Source organism: Methylobacter arcticus (assembly GCF_050917435.1).
GTDB classification, from domain to species: Bacteria; Pseudomonadota; Gammaproteobacteria; order Methylococcales; family Methylomonadaceae; genus Methylobacter_A; species Methylobacter_A titanis.
Map to the genome: position 1 here is coordinate 926,169 of NZ_CP159583.1, position 14,443 is coordinate 940,611.

Below are 14,443 nucleotides of genomic sequence, written 5' to 3' on the forward strand. Positions count from 1 at the left end.
TCATGCATATAGCTACAGAAATGTAGGGAATAAACTGTTGCTTTAAATGCACAATCAAACAAATATTTTTCTCAGTTCAGCGGAATACTCGAGCAACTAAATGAAAACCAAGATAGTTACTGTCATTGCACTCGCACTACTCGTCTTTATTAATTTCAGCATTTGGAGTTATGTTAATAACCCCTTGCAATTGCAACCTTGGACTAAAACCACAATGGGCGTCACTTTCGACCCCATGAGAAAGCAGGATACACAAACAAGCAATACTTATCCCAGCGAAGCCGATATTGATCGCGACTTGAGTTTGCTAGCCAATAAAGTCCACGCCGTTCGTACTTACAGTGTGCTTAAAGGTCTGGACAAGATTCCTGAGCTGGCCGCCAAGCATAATCTGAATACCACGGTGGGCGCCTGGATTGATGGCAATCTTGAAAAGAATCGGCAAGAAATCGAAACCTTAATTAATGTTAGCCGACAGAATAATCCGAACATCGTTCGTATTATGGTGGGCAACGAGGTTTTACTCCGTGCCGATATGACTTCGGAACAACTGATCGAATATATCCGCGAAGTCAAAAAAAATACCTGGCGGCCGGTGAGCACTTCGGAAACCTGGGATGTCTGGCTTAAACATCCTGAACTGGTTGTAGAAGTCGATTTTATAGGCGTCCATATTCTGCCTTATTGGGAAGGTATTGCGGCGGAAGATGCCGTCGATTATGTTTTCGACCGTTATCATGCTGTGCAACAGGCTTATCCTAATAAACCTATTGTCATTACCGAGGTCGGTTGGCCTTCAGACGGACAACCGTTTAAACATGCGACGGCATCGGTGTCCAATCAGGCAAAGTTCCTGCGCAACTTCCTCAATCGAGCCGATACTGAAAAAGTTAATTATTATATTGTAGAGGCGTTCGATCAGCCTTGGAAAATGTCGTTGGAAGGCTCGGCGGGTGCTTATTGGGGTATTTTTAATGCGGATCGGCAACCCAAATACCCTATGGATAGCGATGTTATTGCGATGCCTAACTGGGAGCATTGGGCAGTCGGGGCGGCTATTTTCAGCGTCGTTTTAATGGTTTTGTTTTTATTTACCCGTAGCAGCTTAAAGCTGCCTGGTTTGTTGTTTTTCGGGCTGATAGCCAATCTTGCCGCATCAACAATTTTCTGGTCTGTATCGATAGGCGCTCAGCAATACCAAACCAATATTACCATGGTGTTTTGGGCTATTCTTATCTTGATGCAGGTGATGGCTGCAGTCATTTTATTAATAGAAAGTCTGGAAATAGCCGAAGTCGTCTGGCACCGAAACACGGCCAGGACTTTTCAGCCGCTTAAGCCATCCCCTGAGTTTAAATATCCCAAGGTATCGTTGCACTTGCCGATCCATAATGAGCCGCCCGATATGGTACGGATGACCTTGGAGGCTCTGGACAAGGTCGATTATCCCAATATGGAAGTGTTGGTGATGGATAACAATACCAAAGACCCTGCGGTCTGGGAGCCGGTGCGTGACGATTGCGAACGCCTGGGGCCGAAATTTAGGTTTTTCCATCTGGAAAACTGGCCGGGCTTTAAAGCCGGTGCAATCAATCATGCGCTTGAACAAACGGCTCCCGATGCCGAGATTATCGCGGTTATCGACAGCGATTACATGTTGTCGCCCGATTGGCTTAATGCCATGGTGCCTTATTTCGATAATGAAAATGTCGGATTTATCCAATCGCCTCAGGATTATCGCGATCGCGACCAAAGCGCCTTTAAATCTTTTTGTTACTGGGAATATGCCGGATTTTTTAATATCGGCATGGTGCAAAGAAACGAATACAACGCCATTATTCAGCACGGCACCATGACGATGATCAGAAAGTCTGCGTTGCTGGAGGTGGGCAAATGGTCGGAATGGTGTATCTGTGAAGACAGTGAGTTGGGTTTGCGTCTGTATGAGGCGGGTTATGATTCGGTTTACGTCAAGGATTCGTTTGGCAAAGGTGTTATGCCCGATACCATGTCCGGCTACATGACCCAACGTTATCGCTGGGTTTATGGCGCGATGCAAATTATCAAGGCGCATTGGCGCAGCTTTTTGCCCGCTAAAGAACCTAAGCTGACACCCGCCCAGAAGTATTATTTTATTGCCGGTTGGCTGCCGTGGTTTTCGGATGCGCTGGCGTTGGTCTTTACCATGACCAGCTTGATTCTGACTGCAGTGATTCTTTACGATCCGATACACAGCGAACTTCCGGCCAATGCCTTTTTATTACCGACTGTGGGTATATTCAGCTTTAAAATTATCCGGGGCTTATGGTTGTACCAGGCGCGTGTTCCGTGTTCCGTGTGGCAATCATTAGGTGCATCATTATCTGGATTGGCCTTAACCCATACCGTTGCCAAAGGTACCATGCAGGGCTTGTTTACCTCGGGTAAACCGTTTATGCGCACCCCCAAGTTTGAACAGCACGGTGCTTTATTTGTCGGCTTGGTCACCATACGGGAAGAGTTACTTTTGTTGATATTATTGAGTGTCGGTATCGGTATGATGGCGTCTCTAGAACATTTTGATAATTTTAGCGGCAAGCTATGGATAGCCATTCTTTCGGTACAGGCAGTTCCTTATCTTGCAGCCTTGTTAACATTATTGATCAGCATAGCGCCGGATTATAAGTCTTATAAACCTGATTTTATTGTAGAAACACCGGCTACCACGCCTACGTCCAAAAAGAAAAAGTAGGCGGGAATAAGCCTGTTCGAGTGCGAGCGAGAACAGGCGTTTACGGCGCTGCTATTTTAAACAACTTTCATCGTTATGCAGCGGATTGTTGACCCGTGCGCTGATCGGAGTAACCAGCATGCTGCGGTAGGCGTCGGCGGCTAAAAAATCGGCCATCTCGACAGCTGCGGTTTTTTTGGTCAGCCAGCGATGGTAATCACCCGGTGCGATAATAACCGGCATTCGCTGATGAATGGGCGTTATTTTGTCGTTGGCAACGGTGGTAATAATCGTGCATGAATAAACCGTTTCCTGGTCGTGTTCCCAATGCTCCCAAATGCCTGCCATAGCGAACAAGGCATGATCCGGTTGGTGTATATGGTAGGGGATTTTACCGGCATCGGTAGCCTGCCACTCAAAAAAACCGGTAGCTGGAATCAAACAACGTCGATGCTGGTAAGCATTTTTAAATGACGGTTTTTCAGTCAGGGTTTCCGCTCTGGCATTGATCAAGTGACTGGAAATTGCTTGGTCCTTTGACCATGATGGAATCAATCCCCAGTGCAAGTTAACGGCTCTGTTGCTGCCGTCTTCCAGTTCGACGATGGCGAGAATTTTTTGCCCCGGCGGAATGTTGTAGTCAGGACGGTGCGCGGGTAAACTCAGCAGACTGAAACAATCCATAATCTGCTGCCCGGTTGCGATCAAGTTATAACGTCCACACATACATGCACCCCGAACTGATAAAGCTGGAAAAAACTTTCAAGTCATCGATTCTAACAAAGATCGATGATCCGATGCTTGCGCAATATCAAATCGAGTTGTGGATGAAGCGTGACGATTTGCTGCATCCGGTGATTTCCGGTAACAAATGGCGCAAACTTAAATACAGTCTTGATCATGCCTTGTCGTTAGGCACGGATACTATCATCAGTATGGGCGCGGCGCTTATTCTAATCATTTGCATGCTTTGGCTTATGTGGGTAAGGTGTTAGGATTAAAAACTATCGGGCTTGTTCGCGGTGAGCAACCGGTCACATTGACGCCGACGTTGTCGGACATCAAAGCTTGGGGTATGGAGCTGAGGTTTGTATCTCGTGCCGATTACCGATTGCTCAGGCAATACAAAAACCATCGGGCGTTGCCTGGGTTGCAGTCGGGGCAATACTGGTTGACAGAGGGCGGGGCGCACGCATTGGCGTTGAAAGGTGTGGCCGAGCTGGTTAACGAGATAGAAATTCCATACGACACGCTTTGCGTACCTTGTGGAACCGGGACGACTTTGGCGGGTATTATTGATGCAGCTCAGGAACAGGTGTCGGTACTAGGGTTTGCGGCATTAAAAAACGCAGGTTTTTTACTGGGGGAGGTTGAGGCTATGTTGTCACAATCACGCAATAACTGGCATATAAACTTGGGTTATCATTTTGGTGGTTTTGCCAAAATCAATGCGGAATTAAGCGCATTTACCGATGACTTCGAGTTGAAAACCGGCATTCCTCTTGAGCCGGTCTATACCGGAAAAATGATGTATGCGGTTTACGATTTAATCACAAAACACTACTTCAAGCCTGGTGAGCGCATTATTGCGTTACATACCGGCGGCTTGCAGGGAAAAAGGCACTAGGTTAAAGATGACAGGCGAAGGGCGAAAAAAAGCTGGCATTGAGGTTTACGATTTTTTTTTCAATGTTTAGCCTTTAGCCTAAAATAATACCAACCGATTTTAAATCTGAGCGCAACATGGACATAAACGAAATAGAAGAAATCATCGATCTTCAAAAACCGGAACTTTATATTAATCGGGAGTTGAGCTTACTGGAGTTCAATAAGCGAGTTTTGGCGCAGGCGAAAGATGAAAAAGTGCCGCTGCTTGAACGGCTTAATTATTTGTGCATCTCTTGTTCCAATCTTGATGAGTTTTTCGAGGTTCGTGTGTCCAGTGTTATCCAGATGGCGGCTATCGATCCTAAAGCTATTGGTCAAGACGGTTTAACGCCTAGCGAGCAGCTGGATCTGATTGCTGTTCATGCGCACCAGCTGGTTGACGAGCAATATCAAGTTCTTAACGAGATTCTGATTCCCAAGCTGGCTGAGGAAAATATTCGTTTTATTCGCCGTAAGGAATGGACTGAAGCGCAGCTTAAATGGCTGGAAGCCTATTTTAATGATGAATTGTTGCCGATTTTAACGCCGGTTGGGCTGGATTCTGCGCACCCTTTTCCGCGCATACTCAACAAGAGTTTGAATTTTATTATTTCCCTGACCGGAAAAGATGCCTTCGGCAGAAACAGCGGCCGAGCTATTTTACAAGCACCAAGAGCCTTGCCGCGCATCATTCAATTACCTGCCGAGGATACCGCTAGCGGAGCGGCGGATTTTGTATTTTTATCGTCGATTATTCATGCATTTGTCGATCAGTTATTTAACGGTATGAATGTTAAAGGCTGTTATCAATTCAGGGTCACCCGAAATAGTGATTTTTTTGTCGATGACGATGCCATTGATGACTTATTGCTTGCCGTGGAAGGTGAGTTGGCTATGCGTAATTACGGCGATGAGGTTCGTTTGGAGGTTGACGCCAAATGCCCGGACGAAACCGTAACCTTTCTGCTGGATCGTTTTGAAATGACCAGGGGACGTTTGTTTTTGGTTGACGGGCCGGTTAATCTCAACAGAATTCAGGAGATTAATGATTTGGTCGGTCGACCCGATCTTAAATTTCCACCCTTCAAGCCGGCGGTTCCACAACAACTGGAACGTAGCAAAGATATCTTTGCGGCGATTAAGCGCCACGATATTTTACTGCATCACCCGTTTGAGTCTTTTTCGCCGGTTGTTGAATTTATTCGTCAGGCGGCGGTTTCCCCTGACGTGCTGGCTATCAAGCAAACGCTGTATCGTACCGGAGCCGATTCGCCTATCGTCAGCGCCTTAATCACGGCGGCGAAAGCCGGTAAGGTCGTGACGGTGGTTATCGAGTTGAGGGCGCGGTTTGATGAAAAGGCCAATATCGATTTGGCCGCCAAACTGCAAGAGGCTGCCGTGCACGTGGTTTATGGCGTGGTAGGCTATAAAACCCACGCCAAAATGTGCCTGGTATTAAGAAGGGAAGGCAAGCAATTGCGTAATTATGTGCATTTGGGTACCGGGAATTATCATCCGAAAACGGCGCAGATTTACACCGATTATGGCTTGTTTTCCTGCGATAAGGAATTGGGTGAAGATGTCCGGCGAGTATTTGCCCAGCTGACCAGTTTGGGTAAAGTAACTCGATTGAATAAGCTGTTGCAGTCGCCGTTCACCTTGCATAGTGGCTTGATGGATAAAATTGAACGGGAAATACGCCATGCCAAAAACGGAAAACCGGCAAAAATAATTATTCAAGTGAATGCTGTTGTTGAAGAGCAGTCTATTCGGGCGCTTTACCGCGCAGCACAGGCCGGGGTTGAGGTTAAATTGATTGTCAGGGGTGTGTGCTGTTTGCGGCCGGGCGTTCCGGGCGTCTCTGAGAATATAGAAGTACGCTCTATTATCGGGCGATTTTTAGAGCATGCCCGGGTTTATGCGTTTGAAAATGGCGGCGACTGGGAGGTTTACGCCTCTAGTGCTGATTTAATGAATCGCAATATGTTCCGGCGCGTTGAAATTTGTTTTCCGGTCGAAAATAAAAAATTGCAAAGCCGAATTTTGCAGGATCTGAATTTGTACTTAAACGATAATACTCAAGCGTGGATATTACAGTCCGACGGCAGTTATCAACGGTTGCAAAAAGCCGACGATGAAGAACCGATTCAGGCACAGGCCGTGCTTATGCATGATTTGCAATGACAAGGGTGTGTGAAATTGCCCAGTTAGGCGATCCGGCGCTCAGACAAAAAGCCCAGATCGTTGCCGATGTACATGAGGGTGAAATTTTACAGATCATCAAGGCGATGCAGGCTACCTTGGCGGCGACTTCAGGCGTAGGTATTGCAGCGCCACAGATCAGTCAATCAAAACAGATTATCATTATGGCCTCACGACCTACGCCTCGTTATCCGTCGGCGCCATTGATGGCGCCGACGGTAATGATTAATCCTCGCTTTGATGTCTTGTCGGAAATACAAGAAAAGGACTGGGAGGGCTGTTTGAGTATTCCGGGAATACGCGCCTTAGTGCCGAGGTATCGAGACATTATGATCCGCTATACAGATCAACAGGGCGGCTTGGTCGAGGCTAAGCTAAGCGGGTTTGTGGCAAGAATATTTCAACATGAAGTTGACCACTTGGAGGGTAAAACTTATCTGGATAGAGTTGAGAATAATGCAGATATTTTCGCAGAAAGTGAATTTGTTAAGTTGATTGGTAGCGCAGGTTAATAGGCCGTTAAGAAAACAAATGTACTGTTGTTAAAAATGCGTTTATGTTATTATTGGCGGTTTTAAATACCAAGGATTATTATAAATGGCCAAAGAAGATCAAATTGAAATGGAAGGGAAGGTAATTGACACGCTTCCTAATACCATGTTTCGCGTCGAATTAGAAAACGGTCATGTTGTGACTGCGCATATCTCAGGAAAAATGCGTAAGCATTACATCCGTATTCTTACCGGGGACAGCGTTAAAGTTGAAATGACCCCCTATGATTTAAGTAAAGGTCGTATCACTTTCCGTATGCGTTAATCCTGTATCAGCAGGATTAACGTCAGGCTATCCTGCCTGACGCCCTTCGGGTAAATGCAAATTTGTTCCAGACAAATTTGTAACGCAAGTTTGTTGAATAATTATACGGCTCGACCGCCGTATTAAAAACCAGTTGCGGATGCGGCCGCCGCATTAAAAATTGGCTTCAGGAACAATCAACTCAGCGCTTTCTATAGCGAAGTTCAGATCATTATCCTTCACGTAAATTCGCACATGCCCACCGTGCGCCAACTCGCCAAACAGCAAATCATTAGCCAGAGGTTTCTTGATTTTCTCTTGAATTAGTCGCGCCATCGGTCTGGCTCCCATTTTTGGGTCGCAGCCGTGTTCAGCCAACCATAAGCGGGCATCGCTATCCAATGCCAGCGTTACGTGCTTGTCTGTCAGCAAGGCTTCCAATTCAAAGATGAATTTATCAACCACATGCCCGATAATCGAAATATCCAAGGGTTTAAATTGAATGATGGCATCCAGACGGTTACGAAATTCTGGCGAAAAGCCTTTTTCGATAACCTTTAAGCTGTCGGTAGCATGATCCTGATGGGTAAAACCGATAGAGGCGCGGCTGCTTTCTTCCGCTCCTGCGTTGGTGGTCATTACTAGAATGATGTTGCGGAAATCCGCCTTGCGCCCGTTATTGTCGGTCAATGAGCCGTGATCCATTACTTGCAATAACAGGTTAAAGACATCAGGATGGGCTTTTTCCAATTCATCCAAGAGTAATACCGCATGGGGATGCTTGTTTACCTGTTCGGTTAATAAGCCGCCCTGGTCAAAGCCTACATAGCCTGGAGGCGCGCCTATCAGCCTGGAAACGGCATGCCGCTCCATGTACTCGGACATATCAAAGCGAATCAACTCTACGCCCAGTACCTTAGCCAGTTGCCGTGTCACTTCGGTTTTACCTACGCCTGTCGGTCCGGCAAACAGAAATGAACCGATAGTTTTCTGGGTGTCCCTAAGTCCTGCGCGGGATAATTTTATCGCCGATGCCAGCTCGGAAATTGCCTCATTTTGACCAAAGACCAGCATTTTCAGGTTTTTTTCCAGATTACTCAGCTTGTCGATATCGTTGGATGATACTGATTTTGCGGGCACTCTGGCTATTTTGGAAACGATGTCTTCTATTTCGGCAACGTCAATAAGCTGTTTGCGGTCAGCCTCGGCCGTCATACGCTGTTTTGCACCGGCTTCATCGATAACATCGATGGCTTTATCGGGCAAATGCCGGTCGGTAATATAGCGATCCGATAATTCCGCCGCGACACGTAATGCTTCCGCGGAATATTTAACGTTATGATGTTCTTCAAAGCGTGATTTAATTCCTTTTAAAATGAGGATAGTGTCTTCAACGGAAGGCTCAAGTACATCGACTTTTTGGAATCTTCTCGCTAGGGCATGATCTTTTTCAAAAATGCTGCGATACTCTTGATAGGTGGTAGAACCTATGCAACGCAACTGGCCGGAAGCCAGAGCCGGTTTAATCAAATTGGACGCATCCATTACTCCGCCGGAAGCTGACCCAGCTCCGATAATGGTGTGAATTTCATCAATAAACAGAATCGAATCAGGCTCCTTGTTGAGTTGATTTAACAGCGCTTTAAGCCGCTTTTCAAAGTCCCCCCGGTATTTGGTGCCGGCAACCAGGGCGCCCAAATCCAGCGAATAAATCACACTGTTCATCAGAACGTCCGGCACTTGCTCCTCAACAATTCGTTTCGCCAAGCCTTCTGCGATAGCCGTTTTTCCTACACCGGCTTCGCCGACCAGCAAAGGATTGTTTTTGCGACGGCGGCAAAGCGTCTGAATAGTGCGTTCAACCTCCGCTTCTCTGCCGATTAAAGGGTCAATTCGACCTTTTAGCGCTTCTTCGTTGAGATTGGTGGCGTACTTGTCCAACGGGCTGCCCGAAGTTTCGGCATCGGGATTGCCGGATTCTTGAGAAGGGATATTTGGCGAATCATTTTCAGGGTCAATTTTTGAAATGCCGTGAGCCAGGTAATTGACCACATCCAGCCGTGAAATATCCTGTTTATTTAACAGATAAACCGCGTGGGAATCCTGTTCGCTGAATAAGGCCACAAATAAATTGGCACCGGAAACTTCCTTCTTGTCAGATGCCTGCACATGAAAAACAGCACGTTGCAACACTCGCTGAAATCCTAAGGTAGGCTGGGTTTCCCGCTGGATACCGACCGGAATTAGCGATGTGGTTTCATCAATGAACTGGGTCAACTGGTTGCGTAGCGTCTTAATATCGCAGCCGCAGGCGATTAAAATCGGTTGTGCCGATGCATTTTCGAGCAATGCCAGCAGCAAATGTTCAACCGTGATAAATTCATGGCGTTTATCATGCGCATTTTTAAAGGCATTATTCAACGTAATTTCAAGTTCTTTACTTAACATAAGCTCTCCAACCTACACTTCTTCCATCGAACACATCAACGGATGGTGATGCTCTCGGGAATAGTCGTTAACTACATAGACTTTGGTTTCTGCAACATCTTTAGAATACGTACCGCACACACCAACCCCTTGCGTATGTACTTGCAGCATCACCTGAGTTGCTTTTTCTTCAGGCATGGCAAAAAAATCCATCAAAATTTCAATGACAAAATCCATCGGCGTGAAATCATCATTTAACAAGATAACCTTGTATAAAGGCGGTCTTTTTAACTTGGGCTTGGCTTCCTGAATAGCCAAGTCGCCATCTTTATCTTTGTACGGATCAAAATCGGGCATAATTGAAATAGTAAAATATTACAAGTTACTAACATAGTGCTAATCCTGGCGAATTTCAACTCTTAATATTTGCAACAAAATTAACAAGACCTGTTATGAAGGGTTGGTATCATTACCCGGAATCTTTTTTACCAGCATAATATCTCCAGATCTAGTAAAATGTAAGCTTTTATAGCCCGGAATTTTGCAATGGTTTGGAAGCCGCACGTTACAGTTGCCGCAGTTATTGAGCAAGACCGACGTTTTTTGCTCGTAGAAGAAGAAACCACTAGCGGGCTCCAATTCAATCAACCTGCCGGGCATCTTGAAGCAGGCGAGGATCTGATTACCGCAGTAAAGCGCGAAGTACTGGAAGAAACGGCCTGGCAATTTGAACCTGAGCGCATCATATCTATCCAGCTTTGGCGAAAAAATCCCGATTTTCCGAGCTTTGTCAGAGTGTGCTTTTCAGGCAGCTGTCATTCACATAACCCGGCGCAAGCACTGGATGACGGCATAATTGCCACACACTGGTTGACGCGCGATCAAGTCGAAGCCGAACGCCATCGTTTGCGCAGTCCGTTAGTGCTTGTCAGTATAGACGAATATCTCAGCGGGCAACGCCACCCCTTATCCTTGCTTAAATCATTTATCGATCTTGACCATGAGTAAAAAAATAATCGTCGGCATGTCCGGCGGTGTCGATTCTTCGGTAACCGCTTTGCTGCTGTTAGAGCAAGGTCATCAAGTCACCGGTTTGTTTATGAAAAACTGGGAAGAGGATGATGGCACCGAACAATGTACTGCGATGGAAGATCTCGCTGACGCCCAACAGGTTTGCGATAAATTGGGCATTGAATTAAAAACCGTCAATTTTGCCGCCGAATATTGGGATGAGGTATTTGAAGTATTCCTGGCCGAATTTAAAGCAGGTCGCACACCGAACCCGGATATTCTGTGCAACAAACATGTTAAATTCAAAGCCTTTTTAAATTATGCGATAGAAGATTTGGGGGCGGAATATATTGCCACCGGGCACTATGCGCAAGTAGCCGAGAACGACGGTGAGTTCTTTTTATTAAAAGGCTTGGATCCCAATAAAGAGCAAAGCTATTTTCTGTGCACGCTGGGACAAAAACAATTATCGCGCACCCTGTTTCCGATAGGTCATTTGCATAAACCGGAAATTCGGGCCATGGCCGATAAAGCCGGTTTTGCCAACAGCCGCAAAAAAGACAGCACCGGCATTTGTTTTATCGGCGAGCGCAAATTCACCGAATTTTTGCAACGCTATCTGCCGACCCAGCCCGGCGAAATGCGCACCCCTGAAGGGCAGATTATCGGCAAGCATCATGGCTTGATGTATTACACCTTCGGCCAACGCCAGGGCTTAGGCATAGGCGGCGTTAAAAATGCGCCGGATGAGCCGTGGTATGTACTGGAAAAAGACTTGGAAAACAATATCCTGATCGTCGGCCAGGGTCACGATCATCCGTTGATGTTGCATAACACATTGGAGGCCAGCCAACTGGATTGGTGCAGCAACCGGCCGCTGACAGAAGCCCGGCGCTGTACCGCTAAAACCCGCTATCGTCAGGCAGATCAGGCTTGTTATTTGGAACCGATCGGCGACGACCGATGCAAGGCTACATTCGACCAGCCGCAAAGAGCCATTACACCCGGGCAATCCGTCGTTTTTTACGATGGCGACATATGCCTCGGCGGCGGGATTATTGAATCCAAATATAACGAATAACAACATACCCTTAAATACTCGGATAATCCTATGACTAATTTCGCCCTCACCGCTATTTCCCCTATCGACGGCCGCTACGCCGACAAAGTGGCTGGATTGCGGCCTATTTTCAGTGAATACGGTCTGATTCGTTTTCGAGTCCTCGTGGAAGTTCGCTGGCTGCAAGCCTTGGCCGATCATCCGCTGATTACCGAAGTCAGTCCGTTCAGCGACACGGCAACGCAACGGCTAAATGACATTTTCAACGATTTTTCAGAAGCCGATGCGCAACGCGTTAAAGATATCGAAAAAGCCACCAATCACGATGTCAAAGCGGTTGAATACCTTCTGAAAGAAAAAATAACCGGTTGCGCAGAACTGGAAAAAGTCAGCGAATTCATTCATTTTTCCTGCACCTCGGAAGACATCAATAACCTGTCTTACGCGTTAATGCTCAAAGAAGGCCGTGTCGTCATCCTGAGGCAAATCCTCGACTGCATTGAGGGAATTAAAGACATTGCTCGGCAAACGGCAGGCCAGCCGATGCTGTCGCGCACCCACGGCCAATCGGCGACGCCGACCACCACGGGCAAAGAATTTGCCAACGTCGCTGCTCGTATGCAACGCCAGTATGACCAACTGCAAGCTGTAGAATTATTAGGCAAAATAAACGGCGCCGTGGGTAATTATAATGCGCACTGTGTGGCTTATCCCGATGTGGATTGGGCGGAATTTGCCCAAAACTTTGTCGAATCTTTAGGCCTGCAATTCAACCCCTACACCATCCAGATTGAACCGCACGATTATATTGCCGAATATTTTCATGCACTGTCCCGTTTCAACACCATTTTGCTGGATTTCGACCGCGACATCTGGGGCTATATTTCGCTGGGTTATTTCAAACAAAGAACCATTGCCGGAGAAATCGGCTCCTCGACGATGCCGCACAAAGTCAACCCGATCGATTTTGAAAACTCGGAAGGCAATTTAGGCTTAGCCAACGCGATATTCGGTTTTCTGGCCGAAAAACTGCCGGTATCACGCTGGCAGCGGGATTTGACCGATTCAACCGTGTTGAGAAATATCGGCGTCGGCATCGCCCATACGTCTATTGCCATTCAGGCCAGCTTAAAAGGCATATCCAAATTACAGATCAATGTCGATGCGATTGAGGCTGATCTCAATGCCAACTGGGAAGTGTTGGCGGAACCGATACAAACCGTAATGCGTCGCTACGGCATTGAAAAACCTTATGAAAAACTAAAAGAACTCACCCGGGGTCAGCGCATTACTCCCGAACAAATGCAGGCGTTTATTGAGAAACTGGACATTCCGGCTGAAGCCAAAACCATTTTGCTGGAATTGACGCCGCGCAATTACACCGGTTACGCTGAAAGACTCGCTAAAGGAATTTAGGGCGTCTGTAGGCGTAGCGACTTCACCTGCCGAAGCAGCTCTGAGCCTATTAAATAACACCGCTACAGCTTCGGCTTTGGCTTTGGCTTAAAAAAGGGGGATATTTCCACCCCTTTTTTAAGCATCGATTACAGACCAGGATAGAGTTCAATTCCTTAAGATCACGCGACAAAGATTTGCTGGCCATTTTTCCAGTCTGATTGATATACTCAGCGCACATCAAAATTCGGCAGTTGGGTGATAGGGATGTTGGTTTCTAACCGGAGCGGCTAATTTTACATTGGGCTAAAACCGGGTTTTCAAGCGCAAAGGGTATAGGTCTATGCACTCAAAACTATTACGGTTTTATCCCGATCCTTGCAAAAAAGTCTCCCTTAAAGGTCTTTACCTTAACCATCGATTACATGAACTGGGAACGGCTGGATGTCCGTTTGTTTATGCCAATTTCCTGTCGAGCCTGGACGGACGCATTGCGTTGGAAGATACCGCTCAGCAAAGCACCTATATCCCCAAACATATAACAACAGCTTCCGACTTTGGCCTGTTTATGGAACTGCATGCTCAGGCGGACTGCCTTATTACTCATGGCGGCTATATGCGGGCCTTGGGCGAAGGACGGTTAGGCAATATTTTGCAGGTCAGGAACAAGGATCTGGTTGAATGGCGCCGGAACCATGGTTTACAGCTTCAGCCTGCCGTGATCATCGCCAGCGCCAGCCTGAATTTTCCGCTGCACGACAGTCTCAAAGAACATGGGCAAGACGTTTATATAGCCACAGGAATAAATGCCGCACCTGATCGCATCCGTTACTGGCAGGACTTGGGGTATCCCCTACTTTTTACCGGTGAGGACAACATGGTTCACGGCGCGCCTTTGATCGATGCGTTAAGCGGACTGGGTTACAAGACTATTTACCTTATTGCCGGACCGCAAATGCTGGACACTGTCATCCGGGAACAGCAGTTATCAAGGTTATACCTGACCATGACCCACCAGCTAATCGGCGGCAAAGACTTCCGTAGCTTATTGACCGGATCAACGCTTGGACCGGAAGGCAACCTGATACTGGAAGCAATGTACTACGAACAGGACTCGCCGCCCGGATCCGGCCAGTTTTTCATGCAATTCGGCCAGGAGCGATCGACAAGCACTGACAGCTAAACTTAATTGCTCA

General features: G+C 46.9%; 13 protein-coding genes. 10 read left to right on the forward strand and 3 right to left on the reverse strand.

Annotation, left to right across the window (positions count from 1 at the left end; all coding sequences use genetic code 11):
* Window positions 1–100: 100 nt before the first annotated feature.
* Window positions 101–2,731: a glycosyltransferase family 2 protein gene (locus tag ABXJ76_RS04465; RefSeq protein ID WP_432744513.1), complete on the forward strand. Its 2,631-nt coding sequence runs from the start codon at window positions 101–103 to the stop codon at window positions 2,729–2,731.
* A 51-nt stretch (window positions 2,732–2,782) separates the two neighbouring features.
* Here the strand turns inward: ABXJ76_RS04465 and ABXJ76_RS04470 are convergent, their stop codons facing one another.
* Complete coding sequence (locus ABXJ76_RS04470) at window positions 2,783–3,436, reverse strand: SOS response-associated peptidase (protein WP_432744515.1); 654 nt, start codon at window positions 3,434–3,436, stop codon at window positions 2,783–2,785.
* Between the two features lie 2 nt (window positions 3,437–3,438).
* On the opposite strand from ABXJ76_RS04470, the gene ABXJ76_RS04475 reads away from it, so the two are divergent.
* The 5 genes from ABXJ76_RS04475 to infA all read left to right on the forward strand — a co-directional run bounded on the left by ABXJ76_RS04475 (window position 3,439) and on the right by infA (window position 7,375).
* The gene (locus ABXJ76_RS04475) at window positions 3,439–3,705 is read left to right on the forward strand and encodes a hypothetical protein (protein WP_432744517.1); all 267 of its coding nucleotides are present in this window, start codon (window positions 3,439–3,441) and stop codon (window positions 3,703–3,705) included.
* Window positions 3,699–4,337, forward strand: coding sequence for a 1-aminocyclopropane-1-carboxylate deaminase/D-cysteine desulfhydrase (locus ABXJ76_RS04480; protein ID WP_432744520.1), 639 nt, complete (start codon window positions 3,699–3,701; stop codon window positions 4,335–4,337). Before ABXJ76_RS04475 ends, ABXJ76_RS04480 begins: the two co-directional genes overlap by 7 nt.
* Window positions 4,338–4,453: 116 nt before the next feature.
* Entirely contained in the window at window positions 4,454–6,541 is a 2,088-nt protein-coding gene (ppk1, locus tag ABXJ76_RS04485; RefSeq protein WP_432744522.1) for a polyphosphate kinase 1, read from the forward strand.
* Window positions 6,538–7,071: a peptide deformylase gene (def, locus tag ABXJ76_RS04490; protein WP_432744524.1), complete on the forward strand. Its 534-nt coding sequence runs from the start codon at window positions 6,538–6,540 to the stop codon at window positions 7,069–7,071. Before ppk1 ends, def begins: the two co-directional genes overlap by 4 nt.
* 85 nt (window positions 7,072–7,156) lie before the next feature.
* Window positions 7,157–7,375 (forward strand): translation initiation factor IF-1, encoded by a 219-nt coding sequence (gene infA, locus ABXJ76_RS04495; protein WP_243219304.1) that lies wholly within the window; start codon window positions 7,157–7,159, stop codon window positions 7,373–7,375.
* Window positions 7,376–7,528: 153 nt separating this feature from the next.
* Here the strand turns inward: infA and clpA are convergent, their stop codons facing one another.
* Window positions 7,529–9,802, reverse strand: coding sequence for an ATP-dependent Clp protease ATP-binding subunit ClpA (clpA, locus tag ABXJ76_RS04500; protein ID WP_432744527.1), 2,274 nt, complete (start codon window positions 9,800–9,802; stop codon window positions 7,529–7,531).
* A 12-nt stretch (window positions 9,803–9,814) separates the two neighbouring features.
* Entirely contained in the window at window positions 9,815–10,138 is a 324-nt protein-coding gene (gene clpS, locus ABXJ76_RS04505) for an ATP-dependent Clp protease adapter ClpS (RefSeq protein ID WP_432744529.1), read from the reverse strand.
* 189 nt (window positions 10,139–10,327) lie between these two features.
* Here clpS and ABXJ76_RS04510 point away from each other — a divergent pair, with 189 nt between their 5' ends.
* The 4 genes from ABXJ76_RS04510 to ABXJ76_RS04525 all read left to right on the forward strand — a co-directional run bounded on the left by ABXJ76_RS04510 (window position 10,328) and on the right by ABXJ76_RS04525 (window position 14,430).
* On the forward strand, window positions 10,328–10,789 hold the full coding sequence (locus ABXJ76_RS04510) for an NUDIX hydrolase (RefSeq protein ID WP_432744531.1): 462 nt from the start codon (window positions 10,328–10,330) through the stop codon (window positions 10,787–10,789).
* On the forward strand, window positions 10,782–11,873 hold the full coding sequence (mnmA, locus tag ABXJ76_RS04515) for a tRNA 2-thiouridine(34) synthase MnmA (RefSeq protein ID WP_432744533.1): 1,092 nt from the start codon (window positions 10,782–10,784) through the stop codon (window positions 11,871–11,873). Before ABXJ76_RS04510 ends, mnmA begins: the two co-directional genes overlap by 8 nt.
* Before the next feature lie 30 nt (window positions 11,874–11,903).
* Window positions 11,904–13,268 (forward strand): adenylosuccinate lyase, encoded by a 1,365-nt coding sequence (gene purB, locus ABXJ76_RS04520; protein WP_432744535.1) that lies wholly within the window; start codon window positions 11,904–11,906, stop codon window positions 13,266–13,268.
* 322 nt (window positions 13,269–13,590) lie between these two features.
* On the forward strand, window positions 13,591–14,430 hold the full coding sequence (locus ABXJ76_RS04525) for a RibD family protein (protein ID WP_432744537.1): 840 nt from the start codon (window positions 13,591–13,593) through the stop codon (window positions 14,428–14,430).
* The last annotated feature ends 13 nt before the right edge of the window (window positions 14,431–14,443 follow it).